The following is a 23723-nucleotide window of genomic DNA, read 5'->3' as shown; positions in this document are numbered from 1 at the left end:
TCCGGCCAGGAGACTCCCCGACCTCCCAGTTACGAGATCACCTTCGCGCGACTCGCCAGCGTCCCGAAGACGAACTGCGCCGCGATCACCACCACCAGGATGCCGACGGCGGGCGCCCAGCTCCCGGTCACGTCGTGCGCCAGGCCGATCCCGATCGGTCCCGCCGCCGCGAGGAGGTAGCCGACGCCCTGCGCCATCCCGGACAGCCGCGCCGCCTGATCGTGGTGCGCGGTCCTGAGCCCGAACAGGGAGAGGGCGAGAACGATGGATGCGCCACCGCCGACTCCGAGCAGGCACGCCCAGACCACCGACCAGCCCGGCAGGAGGAGGACGCCGACGAGCCCCAGCCCGGTGAGCGTCGCCGAGACGACGACCACAGGGCGCTGATCTCTCCAGCGATGGATGAGCGCCGCCGTCCCGAGGCTGCCGACGATGCCGAGACCGTTCAGCAGGAACTGGTGGAAGCCTGCTGCCGCGGCACTCGTCCCCGCCGCCTGCTCGATCGAGGGCAACCAGGTGATGAGGCTGTAGAAAACCGTGGACTGGAGGCCCATGAAGAGGGTGACCTGCCAGCCGAGCGCGGTGCCCCACGGCGACCGGTGGCGCAGCTCCGGCGCGGCCGCCGCCCGCGGCCCCGAGTCCCGCCGCGGCGACCGGAGCTGCGGCGCGAACACCGCGAGCGCGATCAACGCCAGCCCCGCCCAGATGCCGAGCGAGAGTCTCCAGCCGTCCTGCGCGATCCCGGAGATCGGGACCGCCACACCCGCTGCGGTCGCGGCGGCGACCGACTGCGCCGCCGAGTAGATGCCGGTGATCTGTCCGATCCGCGCCGGGTAGTCCCGCTTGACGAGCGACGGGAGCGCGACGTTCATGACGGCGATGGCGACGCCGAGCAGTGCGGTGCCGATCCAGAGCCCCGGCAGCCACGGAAGCGAACGGACGACGATGGCGACGGCGAGCACGGCCAGCGCCAGTCCGAGCACCCGCTCCAGTCCGATCCGCCTGGCGAGCCAGGGGCTGACGGGCGAGATGAGCGCGAAGGCCACCAGCGGAATGCTGATGAGGATCGACGCGGTGAACGCGCTGAGCTGGAGGGAGTCGCGCACCTGGTCGAGGACGGGCCCGACGCTGGTGATGCTCGCCCGCAGGTTCGCCGCGATCAGCAGCAGTCCGACGAGCAGGAGCGCGCCCCTGACCCTGGGTGAGCGGATGGCGGGAACGGCGGCGGTCGGCTGGGTGGTCATGCGCGATCCCCCGCAGCCGGCAGACGGTGGGCTTCGGCGACGAGGTCGGCCGCGATCCGCTCGGCGGCCACCGGGTCGCCGTCGACGATCGCCTCGAGGAGGCGTTCGTGCGCGTCGTTGAGCGGTTGGATGCTGCGCATGAACGCGGCGAAGTCTCCCGCTGTCGGCGTCACGAACATCATGTGCGCTTCGATTTCGTGCAAGCTGCCGTACAGCTCGGAGATCAGAGCGTTGCCGGAGGCTGCGACGACAGCCCGGTGGAACGCGAGGTCGGCCGCGACGTGCTCGGCGGCGTCTGTGGCGTGGTTCCGCCGGTCGAGGGCCGCCCGCATGGCAGCGAGGTCATCCTTCGTGGCGCGGGTGGCCGCGGCGGACGCGCCGAACGTCTCCAGCAGCGACCGCGTCTCGACGACGTCGTCGGACCGACCGCGCTCCGCCCGCCGGAACAGCGCAGGCCCGAGTTCGCTGTCCGCCCGGACATACGTGCCGTCGCCCGCGCGCGAGCTCAGCAGGCCGGAGTGGACGAGCGCCCTGGTCGCCTCGCGCACACTGTTGCGGCTGACGCCGAACTGTTCGGCGAGCTCGTTCTCCGTCGGAAGCCGCGACCCGACGGGCATCCTGCCCTCGGAGATGCTGTCGCGCAGGCTGGAGGCGATCTGCTCCGACACGGGGATGTTCTTGACGACCTGACTCATAGCTCCAGCATAGAGCCAAATGTCCGACATTTGGAAAATGCGAACTCGATGGAACCAACCGAGGAATGGCGGACATCTCCTTGAAGGCGCGACGTTCAAGCACGAACGACGGCCGAATCGAAAACCGAAATGGAGAAAAGATGTCAGCAAGGAGCACGCTTGCCAAAATGGCGGCAGCTGTTGGGGGAATTGCGGTAGTAGGCGTGATCGCGTTGGGGCCGACGGGAGCCGCCTTCGCGAGCGGGAATGGCTGCGCGATATCGCACGGTGCCGGGGGTACGACATGTCTGGCGGTCGTCGGCAGCGGGGCGACAGTGAACAGCGTTCGCGTCAGTCACGGCGACGGAGGTCAGTTCATCGACTACTGCGGGTTCCAATCAAAAGCGTGGGGAACGCTCTCAAGCGGGAGCGCGTACTCCTCGACGTTCGGCTACACCAGTGGGTGCACTGTCGCACCCTTCTATAACGACAAGACCATCAACCAGAATTTCAAGCTCCACACCAACATCGCTGGGCAGTCCTATCACGATGGCAGCTGGGCTCCCGGTGTGCCGACCGTAGCCATTCAGTAGCGAACAGGTGGCCGGACTATCGTCCGGCCACCTCGCGAACGTCCGCCGAGACCAGAAAGAGAAGCAGTGACAACCAAATTCAAGTCCCTAGTGTCGGCACTTGTCGTCACCAGCGCTGCAGCCCTGCTATTCAGTGGGTGCGCGGAAACGCCGGAGCCGGAGCCGAGCCTCGACATCGCAGCGATCCGCGCTAGCGCTCCGCCCTTCCAACAGGACATTCTCGCCGATGGGACAGTGACCGCCGCTGAGTACGAAAAGGCCGTCCTGGCTCAACGCCAGTGCGTCATCGACGCCGGAGCGAATGCGGGAGAGGTCACCAAGACGGGGAACAACGAGCTCACGTTCGACTACGACGTCACAGCTGACACGCAAGGCGAGGTTGCCTCCGTAAATGGCGAAGCAGAGAAGTGCCTGCCCGCCTATCTCGCCGATGTGGGCAAAGTGTGGGCCTTCCAGCAACTCCTTAGCCCCCAGGAACGAGCGGACCAGAAGGCCGACGTCGCCGCGTGTCTATCCGCGGCGGGAATCAAAATCTCGGGTTCGGCGACAGTCAAAGAGATCTATGCAGCCGTCTCCAACGAGGAGAACGCTGCGAAGGCCGGTGCCTGCGTGCACAAGTACCCCGCATTCTTCTCGGTCGCACCCTCGTCGGGAGATCATGAGCACTAGAACGAGGGCTCGCTCTGGGCGCGTCCGCACTTCGCGTGGTTTGGCACTCGTGCTCGCGCTTACCTCCCTGCCGGTGATTGCACTCGCTGCAGGCGTCGTCGTTGCCTCTCTTCCATACCCCGAGATCGAGCCGCGGTCGAGTGAAGTGCTGGCGAGCGTCCACTCCGAGAGGTTCTCCGACGCAGTAGCCGTGGACCTCAATGTCGCGTGGGCGGACGGGGCAACGCTCGCGTCGCCGTCGTGGTCGGGCATGGTAACGGCGGTGACTCAGCCGTTGCCGTCGCCGATCGTCTCCGGAACTCCTATCGTGCAAATCGACGGCGTCTGGCGGATCGCCGCCAGAACGACAAGTCCGTTCTACCGTCCTCTGGGTGTCGCGGCTTCCGGGTCAGACGTCCGGGACCTCAACGCCCTGTTGACGCAGCTCGATTTGCCGTCGACGAATGGTGACACATTCGGGATCGCAACACTTCGTGGGGTTCGTGGACTGGCTAAGCGATTGGGCTTGCCCGATGCGAATGTCGATCTGTTCGATCCGGCGTGGACGATTTGGCTTCCCGCCGACTCGTTCGCTGCTGCATCGGTCACGGCGGTCGTCGGAGCGCCGGCACCAGGTACGGGGACACCAATAGCGCAGGGCAGCCCCCGAGCGACGAAAGCGTCGCTGAGCGCTGAGGGTCAGATACTTCCGGATACCTCCTCGGCCGACTGGCAGATCGTCCTGGGCACCCTGAAGGTGCCGTATGCGCATTCGGCCGACAAGCCACTGAGCGACCTCACCTTGCTGAACCCTCTCGCCGCCGACAAGCCGGAGAAGCTACGTGCGACGCTGGAACGGGTGTCACCGATCGATGCATGGACGGTCCCTGCGAGCGCGGTCTTCACCGACGATCATGGACGAACGTGCGTGATCGCCCGAAAGACGGCTAACGCGCCCCGGCAGTGGACTCCGGAACCCGTGAGGGTCGTCGGCGGCGATATCGGACGCACCAGAGTCCTCGGGCTCTCGAAAGGAATTGATCGCGTCGTGTCCAACCCTGATGAATTTGCGCAGGGCAGGGAATGCAGTTAGCTCTCGACGAGGTGGGCTTTCGCTACCCTGGATCCGATCGGTGGCTTTTCGGCCCGCTGTCTCATGAGTTCAGATCCGGGACCTTGACGGCGTTGGTCGGCCCCTCTGGCTCTGGCAAATCAACGCTGCTGAACGTGATCGGGGGCCTGTCTCCCGCAAGCACAGGGAACGTGAGCTTCAACGAGGAGATGAACGCGGCCACGCGAGACTCGTACTTCTCGTGGATCCTGCAAACGAACACGGTCTTTGCCGGCCGGACGGCGATCGACAACGTGGCTATCGTACTCGTGGCCCAGGGACTTGACTTCGCCACTGCACGTCCTCGGGCGGAGCACGCGCTGGACCTACTCGGGCTCGCGGACCGGGCGGCATCACCTGTGGCGGATTTGTCTGGCGGCGAGGTACAGCGAGTGACGATCGCCCGTTGTCTCCTTGCGAACGCACCGATCATCCTCGCCGATGAGCCGACTGGCCAACTCGACCGCTTCAACACGGAAACCGTTGTCGATGCGCTGGTGACGGCATCGACCAGTGACAAGATCCTCGTGATCGCCACACACGATCCGTCTGTCGCCGAACGCTGCGACATCGTGGTGGAGCTCGCCGACGGTGTCGCTCTGACGCGACCAGGTATCGAGGCTCCTTCCCGGCGAGGGGCATCATGAATCTCGCCGACGCATTTCACGAAGCTTGGCTCTCCGCCAGCTGCCGGCCGTGGCGTCTTCTGTTCATTGTCGGATCTCTCACCGCCCTACTGTTCGGTGCGGTCGTCCCCGAGGTCCTGGCAGCTGAGCGCGCATCGCGAGAGGCCGTTCAGGAACAGGCGGCGGGTTCGAACGTCATGGTCATCACCTCAGGCAATGGCTCACTGGACGCGGGGAGCTGTCTCGCTCTCACCAGCAATGCGGCGGTGCTGGCGGTCGGCGGCCTCATAAATCGCACTATCTCGGCTGCGCAATCGGCACCTGGAGTGGTGGTCCAGCGTGCGACCGTCAGCCCTGGGTACATCGATGTTCTGGCACCCTCCCGTGCCAATCGTCCTGGGGGTGTGTATCTCGGTTCCGCGATCGCGGCAGAGGTCTCGCATACGGTCGGCTCGACGATCAAGTTCACCGATGGCGTGGAAGGAAGGATCGGCGGAGTCTTAGGTAATTTCAGGGACGACAGCCGCACTCGTTGGATCTTTGTCGTCCAGGCTCCGACACAACGGATCCAGGAATGCTGGCTGGAGGCGGCTCCCGGTGAAGCAACAGAAGTGCGTGGGCTCCTCCCGAGCGCGTTCAGTTCAGACTCCGCGTTCCGCATTCAGACGATCCGGTCGAACAACGAAAAGGGGATTCAGGATGCGTGGCGATCCAGGCCCACGCAGTGGCTCGGCGCTGCAACCGGCGGTATCGCAGCTCTTTTCGTTGGGTTCGTCATCTGGGCACGACGTAGCGAGTACGCCCTGTACACGATCATCGGGTTCACTCGAACGGATGTGGCGGTCCTAGCGTGGCTGGAACAGTACTTCTGGCTGACACCTGCCGTGACCATTGCGAGTGTCTCCGCATCCGCGCTGTTGTCTTGGGTGGGAGGCTGGTCGGTACTCGGCGTCCGCGTAGCCGCGACTCAGCTCCTGTTGGCGTTCGCAGTAGCAGCGATCGCGACACTCTTCACCGCTGTGACGGTGTCGCGGGGTGATATGGGAAGGGCCGTTCGCGATCGCGGTTGAAAGTCGACGTTCACAAAAAACAGGAAGAGGGAAGCAATTGCAATCAGAAGATATCGAGACCGCGTCTCCGTCGGAAGGGCGAGCGGTAGCGCTCACCGCCCTCGTACTCGGGCTCATCGTTCCTCCCGTTGGAATCATCCTTGGGTTCATCGTGCTGGCCAGACGGCCTTCGGGCGCTACACGCCGATTGGCCGTTTCCGGGATCGTCCTCGGGTTCGTGGTCATTCTCGCCTACGCTCTGGCGCTTTTCAGCCCTGCACTTTTCGCTCTGACGACCTGAGGTCCCGAGTCGCATCATCACCTCTTTGGGGGCGACTCGGGAACCACGGGTGCAGTGGCGGACATAACGCGTGTGAGTCCCAGCGTCCGCTGCGACCCTAACGTGGCCGCCCGGCCCCAAGATCACCCGAGGTAAACGATGCGTTTTGTTCTCCCCCTTGCACTTGCGACCGCGTTCGCGATAAGCCCGTCACTCGCTGTCGAGCCGATCCCTTCGGTCTCCGCCGAATACTGCGCGGTGCGCATCGAGCCGATCGGCTCTGAGCAGCCGCCGGCCATGCCGGCGTGTTTCACGACGCAAGCCGAGGTCGACAGCTATCTCGGGGCGATCACAGCGCCTCACCCTGGCGCCCGTTCCGCGGCCTCGTCCGTGGTCCTCGGCACGATGTACAAGGATGCGAACTATGGGGGCGCCAGCTATTCGTTCTACGGGTCCGGCTCCTGCGCCGGCGTCACGTACGGATTCCCGAGTCTCTCGTCGGACTGGCAGAACTCGATCAGCAGCGCGAAGGCCTCGGCGTCGTGCTGGGTGACCCTTTACGACGCTCCGTCCTACGGCGGCCAGCGGTACAACTGCTCGCCGACGTGCGCCAGCCTTCCGACGTTCAACGACCGGACGAAATCACTGGTCTTCCGGCCCGCGGGAACGGTTGGCTGAGTCAGCCGGTCTTCTCCGGGGCGAGCCCTACTGCTTGGCAGACGCCGGGCCGCCCCGGCACGACTGCCGCGGTTCCGTCGTTCATGACGCAGACCTGTAGTTCTGACGGGACCTGTCCGGGCGCGCTGGTTGCCGCGAGGGGGTCGTGATCCTTGGCGAACACTCCTTGGCGCCACATCGTCCGGCAGAGTTCGAGCGCGTTCTCAACGCGCCCTCCGCCCGATTCGGGGTCGTACATCGTCGCTCCGGACATGTCGAATTCGCCGTTGACGCCCCTCTCTGCGGACGCGAAGCAGTACACGCCGTTCGTGTTCGTGACGTGCTGGGCGGACACGACCGCTGTCGCAGCGGTCGCGACACCCCCGATGGCGAGTATCCCGACGCCGCCCCAGATTGCGAATCGTCGCCGGAGTCTGCGTCGCGTCTGTTCGGGTCCGGTCCGGACCTGCATGACGAGTGCGTCTCGGATGGCGTCGGTGCGAACTGTCGTCATGTTCGGCATGTCGTCGCTATCGTATGCGGGGGTCACAGGGGCGCTCCGTCCAGCCGGGCGGCGAACTCGGTCGGTGCGCCGTGTGTAAGTAGTCGCTGTCGGACCTTCTCCCTGGCACGGTGCAATTTCGACTTCACGGTGCCTACTGGAATATCCAGCACGGCAGCGACGGTTGCAATCGGGAGTTCTTCGACGATGCAAAGGTCGAGGATTGTCCGCTCCTGAAGTTTCAGCTGAGACATCGTCGCGCGGATGGCGATCAATTGAGCGTCCCGGTCGAGGCGATCGAGCACCCCGTCGGAGTGATCAGGTTCTTGCTCGGACGCTGGCAGTGCCGCGAGAAGACGGCTGTACCGTCGTGCCGTTCGAGCCTGGTTCATCAACACGAAGTTGGTGACCGTCAACAACCACGGCAGGAGGGACCCATCGACAATGCGAACCTTCGCTCTGCTTCGCCACGCTTCCAGAAAGACCAGGGCAACGACATCTTCAGCGTCAGCTACCTGGCGGACGTGTGCGTACGCCTTCCGGAACACACGCTTGCGGTGCCTGTCGAACAGAACCGCGAAAGAACGTTCGGTGCCAGAGGAAGCTTCCAGCCACAGCGCGGCGTCAGCCATCTCCCCCGTGTCGTGCAACCCCACCCCCCGTTCGCGAACGAAGCCGAGACTAACACGGTGGGCAATGGGGCCGGTGGAACTCTGGCTTGGTGAACGCCCGTGGCGTGAAGGCGAGAACCAGCATCCGGTGGCTGTTGCGTCAGATCTCGACGTCGCTGCCCATCGTGACGGTCCGGAGAGCCGGCAGACCGAAGCGCGCGGCGGGGTCCGCGGCGTTGTGGGCGAGCGCGACGAACAGCGAGCGACGCCACCGGACCATGCTGGTCGTCCGGGTGGTCCGGATCGCTCCGCGGGAGATGAAGTATGAGGCGTCCGCGAAGTCGCGCGCACGGAGCGGGAGCACGCCCGCGTAACAGGCGGCGCGGAGTGCACGTGGGATGTCCGGCTTGTCCGAGAAGCCGAACCTGATGCTCAGGTGCTCGATGCCGTCATCCGCGTAGCCGAGGTCGTCGTAAGCGAACGACTCCCGGCGCGTCACGTGCGGCACCGGAGCCGTGGTCACGGACACGATGATGACATTCTCGTGCAGGACGTGGTTGTGCTCCACGTTCGCCCGGAGGGCGAGCGGCGTGCTGTCCTTGTTCGGGTGCGGGAAGATCGCGATGCCCGGCACACGCGGCAGGTTCTTCTTGCGCACGTCCTCGATGAACTCTTCGAGGGAGCCTTCCTTCTTCTTCCTGTCCTCCTGGACCAGCTGCCTGCCGCGGCGCCACGTCGTCATGATCAGGATGACCACTGCCGCGATGAGGAGCGGCACCCAGCCGCCGTTGACGATCTTCGAGAGGTTGCCCGCAAGGAACGCCAGCTCAAGGCCGCCGAAGACGATGGCCGCCGCTGCCATCTTCCACGGACCCCAGCCCCACAACGGCCGAGCGACCAGCACGAGCAGCAGGGTGTCGACGACGAGGGCGCCGGTGACAGAGATCCCGTACGCCGTGGACAGCCGGTCGGACGACCCGAAGGCGAGCATCACGGCCATCACCCCGATGAACAGCAGCGCGTTGATCGCCGGCATGTAGATCTGGCCGCCCTCGCGCTTCGAGGTCTGCCGCACTGTGAGCGGCGGTAGCAGGCCCAGCTGCACCGCCTGCCTGGACAGGGAGAACGCCCCCGAGATGACGGCCTGGCTGGCGATCACAGTCGCGGCCGTCGCCAGGATGACGACGGGAAGCCTGCCCCACTCCGGGATCAGGAGGAAGAACGGGTTGGACTTCGCTTCCGGATGATGCAGGATCAGCGCGGCCTGGCCGAGGTAGTTGATCGTGAGCGCGGGGAACACCAGGAAGAACCACGAACGGCGGATCGGCGAACGCCCGAAGTGCCCCATGTCGGCGTAGAGGGCCTCCGCCCCGGTGATGACCAGGACGACGGCGCCCAGCGCGATGAACGAGATCGAGGGATGCGAGAAGATGAAGACCACCGCATACGTCGGCGACAGACCGAGCAGCATCGACGGATACTGGATGACCATTCCGAGCCCGGCCGCAGCGAGCACGACGAACCACAGCACCATGATCGGACCGAACAGCACGCCGACCCGGCCGGTCCCATACCGCTGGACCAGGAACAGCCCGACCAGGATCACCGCCGCGATCGGGATGACGAGGTGCGAGATCGCCGGCACCGTGACGTGCAAACCTTCGACGGCGGACAGAACACTGATCGCGGGCGTGATGATCGAGTCGCCGTAGAACAGGGAGACCCCCACGATGCCGATCACGAGCAGGATCCCGGCCTTCCCTGCGTGCTTCGCGTACAGACGCTGCGCCAGCGCGGCCAGCGCCATGACGCCGCCCTCTCCGTCGTTGTCCGCCCGCATCAGGATGCCCAGGTATTTGATCGAGACGATGATCGTGATGCTCCAGAACATCAACGAGATGACGCCGAGCACGTCACTCTCGGTGGCGCGCACCGCCCCGCCGTCGAGGAGGAAGACCGTCTTCAGGGCGTAGAGCGGGCTCGTCCCGATATCGCCGAACACGACGCCGAGGGCGGCGATGGAGACCGCGATCAGCGGACCGCGCCCGTGACCGGCACTGCCTCCCGCGCTCCGGCCGGCGCTGCCGGGCGGAGTGGGACGATCCGGGTGCGCGGCGTCAGCGCCGCCCCGCCGTGTGGGATGCGCCCGGGTCATCGTGACCTGCGGAACCGCGAGCGGAAAACCCAGCTACCTTGCATGAGCGCAACGGTACCCCTGCCCACTGGGATGCTTTCGTGAATTCAGTGACGCCACGCCACTATTCGACGCCGAGACGCAGACCGTCGAGCACGAGGGTGATGACATCGTCGGCCTCTGCCCGCCAGTCCGGCCGGTCCTGAGCCGCACTGATTCCGTGGAGCGCCATCATCACCGCCCCGGCAGGGACGTCGTCGCGGATTGCGCCCTCGGTCACGGCGGCCGACATCAGCGCGGCGACCGCATCATCCAGCTCGTGCCCGGTCCGCGCCAGGTCGCTGGGAGCCGTGGCGATGAGCGCGGCGAGTCTGCGGGCGAGGCGCTGGTGGGCGTCGATGTGTTCCACCATGCGGCGCAGGAAGGTCGCCAGCGCCTCCCCTGCTGGCAGCGTGGTCTGCAGTTCGCGTGCCAGATCGCACAGGGTTGCGGTCTCCTGCTGGAGAACGGCGATAGCCAGCGCCTCCCTGGAGGGGAAGTGGCGGTACAGGGTGCCGGTGCCCACACCGGCCAGACGGGCGAAGTCGTCGAAGCGCAGGTCCTCGTCTCCCGCGTCGAAGATGTCCCTGGCGCGCGCCACCAGGGCATCGCGATTGCGCCGGGCGTCAGCGCGCAACGGCTTGGGGCTGGTCATCCGTTGCCTCCTGACCCCTCGTTTGACAAGTGGAGATAATCTCCATATCTTCATTACCGGAGATCATCTCCACTTAGAACGCTATCAGGTGGATCCCCTCTCGCGTCGGCCGACGGCTGACCCGCAACAGAATGGACGTGCGACATGAAGATCCTGATGTTCGGGCGGGGTGCGATCGCCACCATTTACGGCTGGGCGCTGGAGCAGGCCGGGCACGAGGTCGAGTTCTACGTCCGGCCTGGGCGCGCCGCGTCATACGGGGAGGCGATCGAGCTCGATCTCCTCGACGCACGGCGACGCGTGTGGGGCCAGCGGATCGTCCAGACCTGGCCGGTGCGCTACCGAGAGGAACTGGAGCCGGACCACGACTTCGACCTCATCGTGCTGAGCGTGGGGCACCACCGTCTCACGGAAGCCGCGCAGTTCCTCACCCCGCGCATCGGCCGCGCCACCGTCCTCCTGTTCGGCAACGTCTGGGCCGAGCCACTGGATGCGATCGGCGACCTTCCGCCCGACCGGCTCGCCTGGGGCTTTCCCGGCGCAGGCGGGAGTTTCGGCACGGATGGCGTGTTTCGCGGAGGACTGGCGCCGCGGACCGTCTTCGGCACGCTCGCCACAGCACCCACCGAACGAGAGCTGGCGGTGCGCCGGGCTTTCCGCGACGCCGGGCTCCCACACGCGGAACACGCCGATTTCCGGGGCTGGCTGTGGATCCACTTCATCGCAGACGCGGGCATCCACGCCCAAGGACTCCGACTCGGCACCCTCTCCGAACTGGCTGGATCACGGCACGACCTTCGCGAGGCGCTGCTGGCCACCCGCGAGCTCCTCCCCCTCCTTCGCGCCCGCGGCCTCGACCTGCGGCGGCACCGCGGCGGCGCGCTGCTCTACCGCGCACCTGTGTGGCTGACTTCGTCCCTTTTCGCGTGGGCGACGCGCCGCGTCCCGCTGGCAAGCCGCGCGCTCGAGGTGCACGACGACCCGGAGGCGGAGGAACCCCGCGCGATCTGCCGCGACACCCTGGCGGAAGCGCGGCGCCTGGGCGTCGCGGCGCCGCGCCTTGAGGCGGCGGAGACGTACTTCGCCAGGAGGTGACGGGCGCGCGTCCACTCAGCCGATCGTGGTGAGCACCCCGCCGTCTGCGCGCAGGGTCGCCCCGTTCGTGGCCGAGGAGAGGGGGCTGGCGAGATAGGCGACGAGACTGGCGATCTCCCGTGGCTCGATGAACCGCTGAATGAGCGAGGTGGGGCGCACCAGCCTCGCTGCCAGCTCCTCCGGGGAGATCGCCTGGGCGGCCGCGATCTGCGCGACCACCCCCGCGACGCCGTCCGAATACGTCGGGCCTCCGAGAACGGTGTTCACCGTGACTGCTGTGCCGCGGGTGAGCTTCGCAAGCCCGTTGCTCACCGCGAGGGAGGCGGCTTTGGTCGCGCCGTACGGGATCATGTCGGCAGGCACGTCGACCGCCGATTCGGTTCCGATGAAGATGATCCGCCCCCATCCCTTGTCGAGCATCGGCGGGAGAAGACGCCGCGACAGCCGGACACCGCTCATCACGTTGACCTCGAAGTATCGCGCCCACTCGGCGTCCTCGAACTCGGTGAACCGTGCGACGTCGAAGGTCCCGACGTTGTTGACGAGAACATCCACCTCACCGAGTTCGTCGAGAAGGGATTCGGCCTGATCCGCGTCAGCGAGGTCGGCCACTATCCCGGACACCGTTCCGTGCGGAACGGCGGCACGAAGCCGTTCGACCGCTGCCGCGACGCCCTGTTCCCGCCGGCCGTTGACGATCACCGTGGCGCCTTCCACCAGGCACATCTCCGCGATCGCATACCCGATGCCCTGCGTCGATCCGCTGACGAACACCTTCGTGCCGGTGAGTTGAAGATCCATGTCCTTCTGCCTTTCCGGCCGCTTGTCGCGGCGCAGATTACTTTCCTTGGAAAGTCAAACGTAGAACGATTTACTTTCCCAAGCAAGTCAACCTAGGCTGGGGGTATGACGGCACAGCACTCCCCCGAGGCGTTCGATCACGACGAACTGGAGACGTGGTCGGCGCTCGCCACCCTCCTCGAGTGGCTACCGGCGACACTGGATGCGCAACTCAAGCGGGACTCGGGCATCAGCCATTTCGACTTCGGGATCCTGTTCGCCCTGTCCCAAGCGGACCACGGGACTCTCCGCATGAGCGACCTCGCGGACTTCGCGAACAGCACCCTCTCCCGCCTCTCCCGGGCCGTCGGCAGACTCGAAAGCGAGGGCTGGGTGCACCGCGCCCCCGACCCGGCAGACGGCCGGATCACCCTGGCGACTCTCACCGAACAGGGCCATTCGGCCGTCATCGACGCGACGCCCGGACATGTCCGGTTGGTGCGAAGCGTCGTCTTCGACGCGCTGACCCCTGCTCAGACTCGACAACTGCTCGCGATCAGCCGACGGATCACCGGCGCGATCCGCGCGCAGGAAGGCTGGAAGCCCGCCTGAGACGGGTGGTCACTCGCTGTCCGACCGGGTACCGACGCCCGCGGTAGGAGGGGTTCGTCCGACCATTCGCCGCCGCACGCTCCACACAGTCTGCGACATCCTGACCAGTCACGACCGTTCGCGCACTGCTGTGACGCGGAGATCGGCGTGCCACAAGCTCGCTCGCTGGAACCAGAGGGTGAGCGTTCCGAAAATGAGCACTGCCGCCAACGGGGGCCAGACGGTCCTCATGACAGATGTCCAGTAGAACGCCGACGCACTCACCTGCCTGCGGATACCGCGATTCTCCAGGTAGGTGGCGCCGTTGATGTCCAGCAGGGTCGGCGTCCCATGAACAACGAGTGCGCACACAACGAAGATCGCAAGTCCCAACCCGATAGCTAGGCAACCACCAACGACGATCCGCCCCGGGGCAGTCCGCAGATAGTCCCCCGTGTACCGCGCCGCGTTCTTCTGCTGTCGAGCAAATCGTCGCTTGCCTTCAAGCGGAAGGACGATCATCGAGGCCGCAAGAGTCACCCACTGGGTGACGAACACGACAGCGGTCGCGCCAAAAAGCCAACCGGCTGACGGAAGGGCCGCCGCAATCAGGATCATTGCGAGGCTCGCGAACAGGGTCAGCGTCTGCAAGCAGACAAGGACGCGAAGGACACCCATGTGGCCGGCGGTCACAATGTTCGTCTCGCTCGTCACAGCTCACCCCGGAACACTGCGTCGTTCATATCCGATCGCCAATCTCTGCGCACACCCGGCCAGTCCGAGCAAAAGCGTTGCAGTTGCAACACCCGCCACAAACCTGGACTTCACGCCTGACCCCAAGGCCGCATTTCCCCGTCTTCAGGATTAGCGAATCCATGATGCTCAGGCAACCCCGCAAACAGGACACAAACGACTCATCGGACAAGATCTGCTCCGCGGGCCGCGTGCCCTTCTGCTGTGCTTGGAACCGACACCGATTGGCTGGACATTACAGGGTATGAACGCCGAACCGACCGACCTCGACCTGCTCAAGCAGGCCAGCGCCGGCAACGGCGATGCGTTCGCCCGGCTATTCCGCCGTCACCGCGACCGGGTGTTTCGACACACGCTGCGGTTGGCCAGCACTCCCTCTGACGCGGAGGACCTGGTCGCCCTGGCCTTCGCCGAGGTCTGGCGCAAGCGAAACCACATCCGCTCGGACGACTCATCCATCCTCCCGTGGCTGCTCGTCACCGCGTCGAACCTGGCGCGAAACAACGTGCGAGCGTTCCGACGGCACCAGGCACTCCTTGCCAAGATGCCCGCACCGGAGCCGATCGCTGACCACAGCAGCGACGTCTTGGATCGCCTCCAGCACGACGACATCGCTGCCAGGGTCCGGGACTCGTTCGAACGACTCAACGACCGTGACCGCGAGATCTTGAGCCTGTGCGTCCTGGAAGAACTGACCACCCAGCAGGTCGCCGATCTTCTCCGTGTGCCAACCGGCACAGTGAAATCCCGGCTCTCCCGGGCGCGGAGCCGCCTCGCGGCATTCGTCTCGATCGACCTCTCCGCCGAAGAGATCAGGAGCATGCAATGACCGTCATCTTCGATCCGAAACGCAGCGCAGCGCTCGAAGCAGCCCTCGCTGCCCAGGTCCGATTCGACACCGATCCCGCACAGGTCCGTCGCGTCCACCGCCGGCGATGGGTTCTCGGCGGAGCCGTCACTGCTGGTGCGGCGCTCAGCGTCGCTGCCTCGGCGGTCGTCATCGGTCTTCCCGGATGGACTGCGCTTCCCAGCACGCACCCGAGCGCCTCGCCCTCGTACGGTCCGGTTCCCAACTGGCCGAAGAATGCCAACGGACAAACCTATGGTGCACAAGGCTCCAGCCCCATCGCGCCCGACCTCCTCGAAGTGCAGGGCGAAGACGCGACCGGGACACCGGTGAACGGCTACGTGTTCAGCCGGGATCTCACCCGCGCTGAGAACGGGGGTCCGAAACCGACGTCGCCGGCTCAAGCACTGAAACAGCAAGAGGAGCGCCTGAAGAACTATCCGAACGGGCAATGGCTTCCCGTCTATAAGAGCGACGGCGAGACCACGATCGGACGTTTCCTCGTCGGATCAGGGAACTGAGATTCAGCTGGTCTCGGCCGGAGTCGGTTCGCCGAGCGAGAGCATGAGCCGGTTGGCCCAGTTGAAGAAGGCCGCGCCGTTGATCGCGTCGATGATCGCCAGGTCGTCGACCCCGCCTCCCGAAGCTGTTGCACGTTCCCCGGGCCGAACGCATCCGGGATCACGGTGAGCGCGACCGACGCGTCGATGACGGCGCGCCACTGCGGGTCGTCCTGCTGCCCGGCCGGACCGTCATCGAGCAGGCGCTGCACGTCGTCCGGCCGCTTGGACTTGTGCGTGGCGAACCGGGAGTGGACCGACGCGCAGAAGATGCAGCCGTTGGTGCGGGACGCACTGGCGGCCGAGAGCTCGCGCAGGGCGCGGGAGAGGCCACCCTTCTCGTTGTAGAAGATGTCGTTATCGGTGCGGGTGCGGGCACCCAGGATGTCGGGGTCGCGCACGAGCAGCCGGAAGTACGGGCTGTTCGCCCGCCCCTTGTCGACGAGCCCCTCATAGTGGCGCTCGGTCAGCTCGTCGAGCGGCAGCGGCTCCAGCCATGCCTCCCAGCCGAGTTCTGCCTGGGTGAAGGCGTTGGGCACCTCGAAGTCGTGCCGGATGACGGTGTCGCTCATGCGAGCTCTCCTTTCAGGACGGTGAGTCCCGCGACGACGCGGAGCTGGAAGCTGAGGAACGCGACGAGTTGGGACAGGGTGACAATGCCGGTCGTGGACCAGCCTGCGTCGAGTAGCACCTGCAGGGCATCGGCCGACGAGTCCCGCGGCCGGTAGACGAGCAGATGGGTGTGGGCCAAAGCGGCAGCGAGGCGCTCGCCGACCGCTGCGGTCAGCGCGGAGTCGGGGGCCCACAACAGGCCTGCGACGTTCTCGACTGTCAGCGGCCCTGCAGGGTAGTCGCCGTACGGACCCTCGGTGACCGCTCCAGGCAACGAAGCCTCAAGGGCGTCGAGGACGGCGGCGTCCTCTCCCGCGAGCAGGTCACGGTAGTGGGCGGCGGTCGGCGACTGCGAGAGCGCGACCGTCCAGTATGCGATGGCGAGCCGTTCGCGCTGGCTGACGTCCTGACGTTCGTCGGAGTGGAAGAGGGCGTCGTAGCTGGCCTGCGCGTTGGCGCGGGCGTTCGGCCGCTGGTCGCGGAGAGCGTCGAGGGCGTCGCCGGGGGCGATGCCGACCAGCTGGTCGATGATGTCGGTGGGCACGTGAGGTCCTTTCAGAGGTTCGCGGATGTCCGTAATTCGCGGAGGTCAGTGGTTCGCGGATGCGGGCAGCGCCGGCGTCCAGTCGAGGAGAGCGGGCCCGACGTCGGCGGCGATGAGCTCGATGGAGCGCAGCACCGTGTCGTTCGGCGGATCGATGGGGTGCGGCTGGAAGGCGACGTCGGTCGCCCGCGCCAGGATCGGGTCGGTCCGCAACGTCGCCAGCACCTGCTCCGGCGTCCCGATGTGGATGTCGAGCCACGCCAGTAGCTCGGCGTCGGAGGCCCCGGGCGGCACCTCCAGACCCTGCGCGTCGATGAAACTCCGTCCACGGTCGATGCCGCGCCGCACCCAGCGATCCGCTTCCGCTTCTGTGTCGACGACGAGCGCCGACCGCGACGCCAGGATGCGCGGCTCGACACCCACGGGAAGCGCCGCCAGGTAGGCGTCGACAATCGCATCCTGCAGTTCGGGGGAGGTCGGGTCTGTCCAGTTCTTCCGCGGCTGGGTGCGGGAGAGCATGAGGCCGTTTCCCCGGCGTCCGATGCGCTCGGCGCCCGCCGCGGAGAAGGTCGCCTCCCACACCGCTCCGAGCAGGTCGGGCGCAGCGGGATACAGGGCGCCCCCGTCCGACGTCAGGGTCTCTCCGCGCAGCGCGGCCACCAACGTCTCCCGGTGACGATCGTAGATCGCCGCGCGGTCGCCCGAATCGTGTCCGAACGGCGGGAACGACGACGGCGTCCCTCCCGACCCGATCCCGAGCTCGACCCTGCCGTCCGACAGCAGCTGCAGCACCGCGGCGTCCTCCGCGACACGCAACGGCTCCTCCAGAGGCAGGGTCACGATCCCCGTGCCGAGGTGGATGCGGGAGGTGCGCGCCGCCGCCTGTGCGAGGAGGACGAACGGCGACGGGAGGCCGCCCTCGTCCTCGTGGAAGTGGTGCTGGGCGACCCAGACGCTGTCGAAACCGACCTCCTCGGCGCGCACGAATTGGTCGATCGCGCTGCGGTAGCGGTCGCGTGCGCTCCCGTCGTCGAGGAGCCGGGTGAAGAACCCGAGCCGCTGCCGCCGTTGGGGTGCGCCGGTCATTGTCCTGCCTTTCCAAGGTATGCCTCTTGGATCTGAGGGTTGTCGAGCAGTTCCTGCGCGGTGCCCTCCAGCACGATCGCCCCCGTCGCGAGGACGTAGCCGCGGGAGGCGATGGACAGCGCCAGTTCCGCCTGCTGTTCGACGAACAGCACGGCGACGCCGAGCTCACGGTTGATCCGCACGATCTCGTCGAGCACCTGGTCGACGAGCTTCGGCGACAGCCCCATCGTCGGCTCGTCCATGCACACCAGGCGCGGACGGCTCATCAGTGCACGGGCGAAGGCGAGCATCTGCTGCTCGCCGCCCGACAGCGTCCCGGCCTGCTGGCGGCGACGCTCGGCGAGCCGGGGGAAGTGGGTGCGCATCCTGTCGAGGTCCTCGGCGACGCCTGCTTTGTCGCGCCGCGTGTACGCGCCGGCGATGAGGTTGTCGTCGACGGTCATCTCGGGGAAGACCCGCCTGGCTTCCGGCACCGAGGCGATGCCGGCGGCCACCCGGCGGCGGGTGGGCGCGTGGGTGACGTCCTCACCCGCGAACCGGACTGTGCCGGACTTCGGGCGGACCAGTCCGAGGATGGTCTTCATCGTCGTCGACTTGCCACTGGCGTTGCCGCCGAGCAGTGAGACGATCTCCCCCTCCCCCACGGTCAGCGAGTTGCCACGCAGCGCGTGGAACGGGCCGTAGTAGACGTTCACGTCGTCCAGCGCGAGCAGCTCGGTCATTTGAGGTCCACCCCTCCCAGTCCCCGGCGGCGGCCGAGGTACGCCTCGACCACGGCGGGGTTCGTGCGGACCTCGTCCGGGCGCCCCTCGGCGATGATGCGGCCGCCGTCCATCACGATCACCCGATCGGAGACGGTCATGACCAGGTCGAGCTTATGCTCCACCAGCAGGATGGTCTGCCCGGCCGCCTTGAGTTCCAGCAGCTGTTCGAGCACCTCAGCGGTCTCCGACTGGTTCATCCCGGCCGTCGGCTCGTCGAGCACGAGCAGCTTGGGCGCGAGGGCCAGCGCGCGGGCGATCTCGGTGCGCCGCCGGTTGGCATAGCTGAGCGAGTATGCCGGGTCGTCGCGACGCGGCCCGAGCCGCGCCTCGAACCGGTCGATCCCGGACTCGACGGTCGCCGCGATCTCGTTCTGCTCCCTGCGGGAGGCCGGCGTACCGACGATCGCGATGTACAGCTCGGCGAGCAGGGGGATCCAGCGCAGCAGGAACACGTTCGACAGCCGGCGGAACGGGCGGTTCGCCCGGAGGGTCGAGTGGAGTCCGACCTCGATGTTGTCCGCCACGGAGAGGGTTGCGAAGACACGTCCGTTCTGGAAGGTGCGAGCGATGCCGTGCTCGGCGATCCGCGCGCTGTCCGCTCGCTCGATCCGTTCGCCTTCCAGCGCGATCGTCCCGTTGTTGGGCCGGAAGGTGCCAGTCACCAGGTTGAGCGTCGTGGTCTTGCCAGACCCGTTGGGTCCGATGATGGAGACGACCTCGCCGTGTGCGACGGAGAAAGAGATGCCGTCCACGGCCTTCACACCGTCGAAGTGCCGTTCGAGGTCGCGCACCTCCAGCAGTGGTTCGCTCATGCGTTCTTCACCAGGATCCCTCCCGGCCGGAACCGCACCGCGAGGATGAGAACCAGGCCGTAGACGACGATGCGCAACTCGGGTGTGAACCGCAGCAGCTCCATCGCCCCGATCAGCACGATCGCGCCGATCACCGCCCCATACGGCAGGTTGATCCCGCCGAGGATCACAATCGTCACCACGAGGAGCGACATCAGCATGGTGAAGATCGTCGGGTCGATGTATGTGTACTGGTGCGCGAGCAGGGAGCCTCCCACGCCGGCGAAGAAGCCGGAGACGGCGAACGAGAGCGCCTTGTAGTTGCGTCCGCGGACTCCGGAGGCGAGCGCTGCGACCTCGTCGGAGCCGACGGAGGAGATGACCTTGCCGAGATGCGACCGCCGGATTCGCCACATCACCAGCAGCGTCAGAACGAGCACGCCGAAGTCGATCAGGTAGTACGCCTGTGGGGTGTTCAGCGGCGTCCCGAACCATTCGGGCACCGGGATGTTGTAGAGGCCCTGCGGCAGAATCAGCTGGATCACTGCGACGATGGCGATTCCGAGGCCCAGCGTCGCGATCGAGATGTAGTGGCCTTTCACTCCCCAGATCGGCGAGGCGAGGATCGACGCGACGACGGCGGCGGCGATCCCGGCCACGGGCAGCGCAACCCAGAACGGGAAGTGCAGATACAGAGAGAGCAGAGCGGAGGTGTACGCGCCGATCGCGATCGGGCCGGCCTGGCCGAGCGCGAGCACGCCCGCCTGCCCGGCGGTCACCGTGAACCCGGCGGCGATGATCGCGTAGATCAGGACCTGCGTTCCGGTGGTCAGCACGTAGTCGTTCGCGACCAGCGGGATGACCACACCGCCGACGACGAAAGCGGCGAGCCACACCCAGCGCGGGATGCGGATCGGACGCCCCTTCCCGAGGAACGTTCCCGTCAACGGCTCGCTCGAGACCAGCGGCACTTTGCCGAGCAGACCGCCCGGCCGAACGATGAGCACCACGATCAGGATGACGAACACGATGATCTCGCGTGCGGTGTCGCCGAAGAAGTGGATGCCGAACGCCTCCAGCACGCCAAGCACGAACCCGCCGATCACCGCCCCGACGAGCGACCCGAGACCGCCGAGGGTGGCCGCGACGAACGCGGTCAGTCCGACGTCGAGGCCCGAGGTCGGGTTCGCGATTCCGACGTAGAGGGCGATGAACACACCGGCGAGGCCGCCGAGCGCCGACGCGATCACGAACGACACGTGCTGCACCTGACCGACGGGGATCCCCATCTGCAGGGCAGCCTCCTGGTCCTGCGCTGTTGCGCGGATGGCGCGACCGACCTTCCCGTACTTCAGGAACAGGGTCATCACGACCATGATGACGGCGGTCGTCCCCAGCATGACGACGTCGGAGGTGCCGAAGCGCATGTTGCCGAGCTGCAGGTTCGACGTGGGCAGCACGTCGGGGAAGACGCGGAACTGCGCACTGAACGCCATCTGCGAGGCGTTGTCCAGGATCAGCGAGATGGCATATGTGGAGAGCATTGCCGCCAACGGCAGGTACTTCGCGAGCGGGCGGACGACGGTCACGTTGATGAGCAGCCCGAGCGCGCCGCAGATGACGAGCACGACGATCAGCGCGAGCCAGAAGGGGAGCCCGATCTTCACGATGAAGAACCAGGACAGCATCGCGCCGAGCCCGAAGAAGGAGAACTGCGCGAAGTTGACGACGTTCATGACGCCGAAGACGAGGGAGATGCCGACCGCTCCGAGGGCGTAGACGTTCCCTCGGAGCAGGCCGGCGATCAGAGTGTCGAGCATGATGTTTTCAGGAGCGTCAACGGGTCAGCCGTTGTACGCGACCCAGCTGCCGTCCTTGAGGATGCTCGGGGTCAGCTGCGGCGACGCGACACGACGCGTCGACTGGTCGAAGCTGATCTTCCCGTAGACGACGCTCGGGACGTCCTTGACCTTCTTGAAGCCCGCGAGGATTCCCTCACGGCTGGTGCCGCCGATCTTCGCCGCCTCGACAGCCACGTGGAGGGCGTCGTATGCGCCGGCCTCGAATCCGGTGACCTCGGTCTCCTGCGGGTACTTCTTCTTGAACGCCTTCACGAACGTCTGGACCTCCTTCGCCGGGTTGGAGGCGAGGAACTCAGCGCCGTTGATGGCTCCCTCGGCGTCCTTGGTTCCGTCGAACGACTGCTCGTCCTGGCCGCCGTAGAAGGTGCCGTCGTAGCCGATCGCGCGCAGCTGTGTGACGATCTTCGCCGCATCCGGACCGTAGCCGATGTGAACGAACGCCTCCGGCTTGTCGGCGACGGCCTTCGTCAGCGATGGGCGGTAGTCGTCGGAGGTGTCGAGCACGCCTTCGGCGTCGGTGATCTTCAGTCCCACCTTCTTCGCTTCCGCCTTGAACGCGTTGTATGCGGGGATGCCCCAGTCGGCAGTGTTGAGGTAGCTGACACCGACCGAGTGGATCCCCTGCTTCTTGATGTAGTCGGCCGTCCACGTGTATGTGGCGCTCGTCGTGATGGACGTCGACCACTGGTACTGGGTGCCCTTGGCCGTGAAGTCGGGGTTGGAGTTGTTGAAGCCGTACTGCACCAGCTTGCCCGCGGTGTAAATCGGCGACGCGGGGATGGATGCGGCCGACGAGTAGTCGCCGAAGACGAGGCTGATGCTGTCGTCGCCGACGAACTTCTGGGCCACGGCCACGGACTGCTTCGGGTCGGACTGCGAATCCTCGTACTTGAGCGCGACGGGGTGCCCGTTGATACCGCCGTCGGCGTTGACCTCTTCGACGGCCAGATCGAACGCCTCTTTGAACTGCTCCCCGTACTGCGCGTACTGTCCCGTGGTGGCCGCAGAGACACCGAAGTACACAGGGCTCGCGCCGGATGAGTCGCCAGACGATGCGGCGGAGCCGCTGGCGCACGCGGCGAGGCCGACGATCGCGAGCGTCGCGACAGAAGCTGCGGCCGCGCTTCGGATAAGTCTCTTCATGATCGGTTCCTTCGGGCTGCGTGATGGGTTGTGATGCAACGCCGAAGCTAGAGGCTGCTTGTAGCAGCAGCACCCCCTACGGTCACAGTCGGTAGTGCTGCGTAATCAGCTGTCACGGAGATTGCGATTCGACCTCGTCGAGGGCTAGGCGCGAGGGGGTATGGAACCTGTCGTCCTGGAACTTCCGTCCAGCGACAGACTGCCCAGCCCTACGGGCCGGTCAGGTCGAGCTGCGGGGGGTGGTTCATGATGGGGAATTCGGGCGGCGGCGGCCAGGTGACGGGTATCGAACCGCTCCCAGACTCGCCGGAGGAGGCGGAGGATTCGCTCCGGGACCGAGCCGCTGCGCGAGCCGCCTCTTCTGCCGCGGCTCGCGCAGCGGCTTCGGCAGCGGCGCGATCGGCCGCCTCCTGAGATGCGGCGAGGTCGTGCGCGCGCGCGACGAAGGCCAGCAGCTCCGCCTCGACGGTAGCCCGGGCGTCCGCTGCAGTCCGTGCCACACCGGCGGCGGCCGTCAGCGCCGAGCGGGTGGCGGCGTCCGCTCGCGGATACGTCGCGAGAAGTGCCGTACCGGCGGTCTCCAGCGGGTCGATGGGGGGACGGTCACCGGACTGTTCCGCACCCGTAACGAGTTGGGCCAGCAGCGCCTTCGTCGCGTCGCGCTGGCTGTCCGCCTTGCGGAGGGCGACGCGTGTGGCGTCGAGCCAGGCCACCTCGCGCCGTGTCTGTCTCTCCACCGTGATTGCCGCCGCAGTGAGCTCCTCCGTCGTAGAGTCGGTGAACGCTGTGGCCTCCTGCTCACCAGGCGCCTCACCCGATCTCTGCGCCAGGACTCTCGCAATGTCCACCGCAGCCGCATCCAAGACGGCGTGATGCGATGTCGGCAGGACACCGGCGGGACTGGATCGCAGGGTCTCCACTGTTTGGGAAAGACTGACGAGGACCTCTGTCACATCGATGAATCGGGAATCTACAGCGGAGAGCTGATCAGTCAGCCGATCCAGCCGCGAACTGGCGGCCTCGTAGCGGTCGACGGCAGCACTGTGCTCCGAAGCCGTCGATATGGGCACTGCGACAGCTGCTGCGACAAGCACGAGAGCCACGGCGATGGTCGAGGTCGCCCGGACGGGCGAGCCGAGGAACCGCCTGGCGGAAACGCTCAGCGCATCCCGTATCGCGAACGATGCCACCTACGCCTCCCGATCACCATCGACACCACACGCGACTACCAACCCTGCACAAAGAAATAGCCCGCACCCACATCTTGAGGGTTCGGGCTAGTCGGATGTCCTGAGACATCACAGCGCGGAGACGGTGGGATTTGAACCCACGGTGCCCTTGACGGGCACTCCACCTTAGCAGGGTGGTGCACTAGGCCGAACTATGCGACGTCTCCTGAGCGTCCGTGGGACGGACGCACGACAGCCATCATAACGGACGATTCAGGCGGGGCCGGACACCGGCCTCCCAGC

Annotated in this window: 26 protein-coding genes and 1 tRNA gene; 10 read left to right on the top strand and 17 right to left on the bottom strand. The window is 66.3% G+C overall.

All coding sequences use genetic code 11. From position 1 onward, the window contains the following. Positions 1-29: 29 nt before the first annotated feature. Both AC37TH_RS06195 and AC37TH_RS06190 read right to left on the bottom strand, forming a co-directional pair. On the bottom strand, positions 30-1244 hold the full coding sequence (locus tag AC37TH_RS06195) for a CynX/NimT family MFS transporter (protein WP_490763464.1): 1215 nt from the start codon (positions 1242-1244) through the stop codon (positions 30-32). Next, positions 1241-1939 (bottom strand): FadR/GntR family transcriptional regulator, encoded by a 699-nt coding sequence (locus tag AC37TH_RS06190; protein WP_490763463.1) that lies wholly within the window; start codon positions 1937-1939, stop codon positions 1241-1243. The genes AC37TH_RS06195 and AC37TH_RS06190 overlap by 4 nt, the downstream gene beginning before the upstream one ends. A gap of 65 nt (positions 1940-2004) precedes the next feature. Here AC37TH_RS06190 and AC37TH_RS06185 point away from each other — a divergent pair, with 65 nt between their 5' ends. From AC37TH_RS06185 to AC37TH_RS06160, 6 genes are all read left to right on the top strand, one after another. Beyond that, entirely contained in the window at positions 2005-2511 is a 507-nt protein-coding gene (locus tag AC37TH_RS06185; RefSeq protein ID WP_490763462.1) for a hypothetical protein, read from the top strand. 66 nt (positions 2512-2577) lie between these two features. Beyond that, entirely contained in the window at positions 2578-3180 is a 603-nt protein-coding gene (locus tag AC37TH_RS06180) for a hypothetical protein (RefSeq protein ID WP_490763461.1), read from the top strand. 49 nt (positions 3181-3229) lie between these two features. After that, positions 3230-4252 (top strand): hypothetical protein, encoded by a 1023-nt coding sequence (locus AC37TH_RS06175; RefSeq protein WP_490763460.1) that lies wholly within the window; start codon positions 3230-3232, stop codon positions 4250-4252. Beyond that, positions 4243-4917 carry an ABC transporter ATP-binding protein gene (locus AC37TH_RS06170; protein WP_490763459.1) on the top strand — a complete coding sequence of 225 codons (675 nt, stop codon included), beginning with the start codon at positions 4243-4245 and terminating at the stop codon, positions 4915-4917. The genes AC37TH_RS06175 and AC37TH_RS06170 overlap by 10 nt, the downstream gene beginning before the upstream one ends. Beyond that, entirely contained in the window at positions 4914-5966 is a 1053-nt protein-coding gene (locus tag AC37TH_RS06165; RefSeq protein WP_490763458.1) for a hypothetical protein, read from the top strand. The genes AC37TH_RS06170 and AC37TH_RS06165 overlap by 4 nt, the downstream gene beginning before the upstream one ends. A 418-nt stretch (positions 5967-6384) precedes the next feature. Beyond that, complete coding sequence (locus AC37TH_RS06160) at positions 6385-6903, top strand: peptidase inhibitor family I36 protein (RefSeq protein WP_490763457.1); 519 nt, start codon at positions 6385-6387, stop codon at positions 6901-6903. A 1-nt stretch (position 6904) separates the two neighbouring features. Here the strand turns inward: AC37TH_RS06160 and AC37TH_RS06155 are convergent, their stop codons facing one another. From AC37TH_RS06155 to AC37TH_RS06140, 4 genes are all read right to left on the bottom strand, one after another. Beyond that, on the bottom strand, positions 6905-7405 hold the full coding sequence (locus AC37TH_RS06155; RefSeq protein ID WP_490763456.1) for a hypothetical protein: 501 nt from the start codon (positions 7403-7405) through the stop codon (positions 6905-6907). Positions 7406-7428: 23 nt separating this feature from the next. Next, positions 7429-8016, bottom strand: coding sequence for an RNA polymerase sigma factor (locus tag AC37TH_RS06150; protein WP_490763455.1), 588 nt, complete (start codon positions 8014-8016; stop codon positions 7429-7431). A 139-nt stretch (positions 8017-8155) separates the two neighbouring features. After that, positions 8156-10150, bottom strand: a complete 1995-nt coding sequence (locus AC37TH_RS06145; protein ID WP_490763454.1) for a potassium transporter Kup — start codon at positions 10148-10150, stop codon at positions 8156-8158. A 103-nt stretch (positions 10151-10253) separates the two neighbouring features. After that, entirely contained in the window at positions 10254-10823 is a 570-nt protein-coding gene (locus AC37TH_RS06140; RefSeq protein ID WP_490763453.1) for a TetR/AcrR family transcriptional regulator, read from the bottom strand. Between the two features lie 144 nt (positions 10824-10967). On the opposite strand from AC37TH_RS06140, the gene AC37TH_RS06135 reads away from it, so the two are divergent. After that, positions 10968-11918: a ketopantoate reductase family protein gene (locus AC37TH_RS06135; RefSeq protein ID WP_490763452.1), complete on the top strand. Its 951-nt coding sequence runs from the start codon at positions 10968-10970 to the stop codon at positions 11916-11918. A 15-nt stretch (positions 11919-11933) separates the two neighbouring features. Here the strand turns inward: AC37TH_RS06135 and AC37TH_RS06130 are convergent, their stop codons facing one another. Further along, positions 11934-12719, bottom strand: a complete 786-nt coding sequence (locus tag AC37TH_RS06130) for an SDR family NAD(P)-dependent oxidoreductase (RefSeq protein ID WP_490763451.1) — start codon at positions 12717-12719, stop codon at positions 11934-11936. A 105-nt stretch (positions 12720-12824) separates the two neighbouring features. Between AC37TH_RS06130 and AC37TH_RS06125 the strand changes: the two genes are divergently transcribed. Further along, positions 12825-13310: a MarR family winged helix-turn-helix transcriptional regulator gene (locus tag AC37TH_RS06125; protein ID WP_490763450.1), complete on the top strand. Its 486-nt coding sequence runs from the start codon at positions 12825-12827 to the stop codon at positions 13308-13310. A 108-nt stretch (positions 13311-13418) separates the two neighbouring features. Here the strand turns inward: AC37TH_RS06125 and AC37TH_RS06120 are convergent, their stop codons facing one another. Next, complete coding sequence (locus tag AC37TH_RS06120) at positions 13419-14003, bottom strand: hypothetical protein (protein ID WP_490763449.1); 585 nt, start codon at positions 14001-14003, stop codon at positions 13419-13421. A gap of 283 nt (positions 14004-14286) precedes the next feature. Between AC37TH_RS06120 and AC37TH_RS06115 the strand changes: the two genes are divergently transcribed. Then, on the top strand, positions 14287-14871 hold the full coding sequence (locus AC37TH_RS06115; RefSeq protein ID WP_490763448.1) for an RNA polymerase sigma factor: 585 nt from the start codon (positions 14287-14289) through the stop codon (positions 14869-14871). Next, positions 14868-15410: a hypothetical protein gene (locus AC37TH_RS06110; protein ID WP_490763447.1), complete on the top strand. Its 543-nt coding sequence runs from the start codon at positions 14868-14870 to the stop codon at positions 15408-15410. Before AC37TH_RS06115 ends, AC37TH_RS06110 begins: the two co-directional genes overlap by 4 nt. Here the strand turns inward: AC37TH_RS06110 and AC37TH_RS06105 are convergent. From AC37TH_RS06105 to AC37TH_RS06065, 9 genes are all read right to left on the bottom strand, one after another. After that, on the bottom strand, positions 15353-16021 hold the full coding sequence (locus AC37TH_RS06105; protein ID WP_490763446.1) for a peroxidase-related enzyme: 669 nt from the start codon (positions 16019-16021) through the stop codon (positions 15353-15355). The genes AC37TH_RS06110 and AC37TH_RS06105 overlap by 58 nt on opposite strands. Then, a complete protein-coding gene (locus AC37TH_RS06100) occupies positions 16018-16605 on the bottom strand; it encodes a CMD domain protein (protein ID WP_490763445.1) in 588 nt (195 codons plus the stop codon). Before AC37TH_RS06100 ends, AC37TH_RS06105 begins: the two co-directional genes overlap by 4 nt. Before the next feature lie 45 nt (positions 16606-16650). After that, the gene (locus AC37TH_RS06095; RefSeq protein WP_490763444.1) at positions 16651-17691 is read right to left on the bottom strand and encodes a putative FMN-dependent luciferase-like monooxygenase; all 1041 of its coding nucleotides are present in this window, start codon (positions 17689-17691) and stop codon (positions 16651-16653) included. Then, complete coding sequence (locus AC37TH_RS06090; RefSeq protein WP_490763443.1) at positions 17688-18413, bottom strand: ABC transporter ATP-binding protein; 726 nt, start codon at positions 18411-18413, stop codon at positions 17688-17690. Before AC37TH_RS06090 ends, AC37TH_RS06095 begins: the two co-directional genes overlap by 4 nt. Beyond that, entirely contained in the window at positions 18410-19267 is an 858-nt protein-coding gene (locus tag AC37TH_RS06085; RefSeq protein WP_490763442.1) for an ABC transporter ATP-binding protein, read from the bottom strand. The genes AC37TH_RS06090 and AC37TH_RS06085 overlap by 4 nt, the downstream gene beginning before the upstream one ends. Continuing rightward, a complete protein-coding gene (locus AC37TH_RS06080; protein WP_490763441.1) occupies positions 19264-21066 on the bottom strand; it encodes an ABC transporter permease in 1803 nt (600 codons plus the stop codon). Before AC37TH_RS06080 ends, AC37TH_RS06085 begins: the two co-directional genes overlap by 4 nt. 24 nt (positions 21067-21090) lie before the next feature. Next, positions 21091-22251 (bottom strand): ABC transporter substrate-binding protein, encoded by a 1161-nt coding sequence (locus AC37TH_RS06075; protein WP_490763440.1) that lies wholly within the window; start codon positions 22249-22251, stop codon positions 21091-21093. 209 nt (positions 22252-22460) lie between these two features. Further along, positions 22461-23441 (bottom strand): hypothetical protein, encoded by a 981-nt coding sequence (locus AC37TH_RS06070; RefSeq protein ID WP_490763439.1) that lies wholly within the window; start codon positions 23439-23441, stop codon positions 22461-22463. A gap of 116 nt (positions 23442-23557) precedes the next feature. Beyond that, positions 23558-23647, bottom strand: a tRNA-Ser gene (locus AC37TH_RS06065). Positions 23648-23723: the final 76 nt, after the last annotated feature.

Source organism: Leifsonia sp. McL0627 (assembly GCF_058244615.1).
The sequence above is the reverse complement of the archived record's forward strand: the minus strand, read 5'-3'. Positions and strand labels throughout refer to the sequence as shown.

Coding starts and splice junctions, on each gene's coding strand:
- AC37TH_RS06160 (WP_490763457.1), top strand. CDS start 6,385: ATGCGTTTTGTTCTCCCCCTTGCACTTGCGACCGCGTTCGCGATAAGC.
- AC37TH_RS06140 (WP_490763453.1), bottom strand. CDS start 10,823: ATGACCAGCCCCAAGCCGTTGCGCGCTGACGCCCGGCGCAATCGCGAT.
- AC37TH_RS06090 (WP_490763443.1), bottom strand. CDS start 18,413: ATGACCGAGCTGCTCGCGCTGGACGACGTGAACGTCTACTACGGCCCG.
- AC37TH_RS06170 (WP_490763459.1), top strand. CDS start 4,243: ATGCAGTTAGCTCTCGACGAGGTGGGCTTTCGCTACCCTGGATCCGAT.
- AC37TH_RS06115 (WP_490763448.1), top strand. CDS start 14,287: ATGAACGCCGAACCGACCGACCTCGACCTGCTCAAGCAGGCCAGCGCC.
- AC37TH_RS06190 (WP_490763463.1), bottom strand. CDS start 1,939: ATGAGTCAGGTCGTCAAGAACATCCCCGTGTCGGAGCAGATCGCCTCC.
- AC37TH_RS06085 (WP_490763442.1), bottom strand. CDS start 19,267: ATGAGCGAACCACTGCTGGAGGTGCGCGACCTCGAACGGCACTTCGAC.
- AC37TH_RS06075 (WP_490763440.1), bottom strand. CDS start 22,251: ATGAAGAGACTTATCCGAAGCGCGGCCGCAGCTTCTGTCGCGACGCTC.
- AC37TH_RS06195 (WP_490763464.1), bottom strand. CDS start 1,244: ATGACCACCCAGCCGACCGCCGCCGTTCCCGCCATCCGCTCACCCAGG.
- AC37TH_RS06110 (WP_490763447.1), top strand. CDS start 14,868: ATGACCGTCATCTTCGATCCGAAACGCAGCGCAGCGCTCGAAGCAGCC.
- AC37TH_RS06125 (WP_490763450.1), top strand. CDS start 12,825: ATGACGGCACAGCACTCCCCCGAGGCGTTCGATCACGACGAACTGGAG.
- AC37TH_RS06185 (WP_490763462.1), top strand. CDS start 2,005: ATGGCGGACATCTCCTTGAAGGCGCGACGTTCAAGCACGAACGACGGC.
- AC37TH_RS06150 (WP_490763455.1), bottom strand. CDS start 8,016: ATGGCTGACGCCGCGCTGTGGCTGGAAGCTTCCTCTGGCACCGAACGT.
- AC37TH_RS06130 (WP_490763451.1), bottom strand. CDS start 12,719: ATGGATCTTCAACTCACCGGCACGAAGGTGTTCGTCAGCGGATCGACG.
- AC37TH_RS06080 (WP_490763441.1), bottom strand. CDS start 21,066: ATGCTCGACACTCTGATCGCCGGCCTGCTCCGAGGGAACGTCTACGCC.
- AC37TH_RS06155 (WP_490763456.1), bottom strand. CDS start 7,405: ATGCCGAACATGACGACAGTTCGCACCGACGCCATCCGAGACGCACTC.
- AC37TH_RS06145 (WP_490763454.1), bottom strand. CDS start 10,150: ATGACCCGGGCGCATCCCACACGGCGGGGCGGCGCTGACGCCGCGCAC.
- AC37TH_RS06105 (WP_490763446.1), bottom strand. CDS start 16,021: ATGAGCGACACCGTCATCCGGCACGACTTCGAGGTGCCCAACGCCTTC.
- AC37TH_RS06135 (WP_490763452.1), top strand. CDS start 10,968: ATGAAGATCCTGATGTTCGGGCGGGGTGCGATCGCCACCATTTACGGC.
- AC37TH_RS06165 (WP_490763458.1), top strand. CDS start 4,914: ATGAATCTCGCCGACGCATTTCACGAAGCTTGGCTCTCCGCCAGCTGC.
- AC37TH_RS06095 (WP_490763444.1), bottom strand. CDS start 17,691: ATGACCGGCGCACCCCAACGGCGGCAGCGGCTCGGGTTCTTCACCCGG.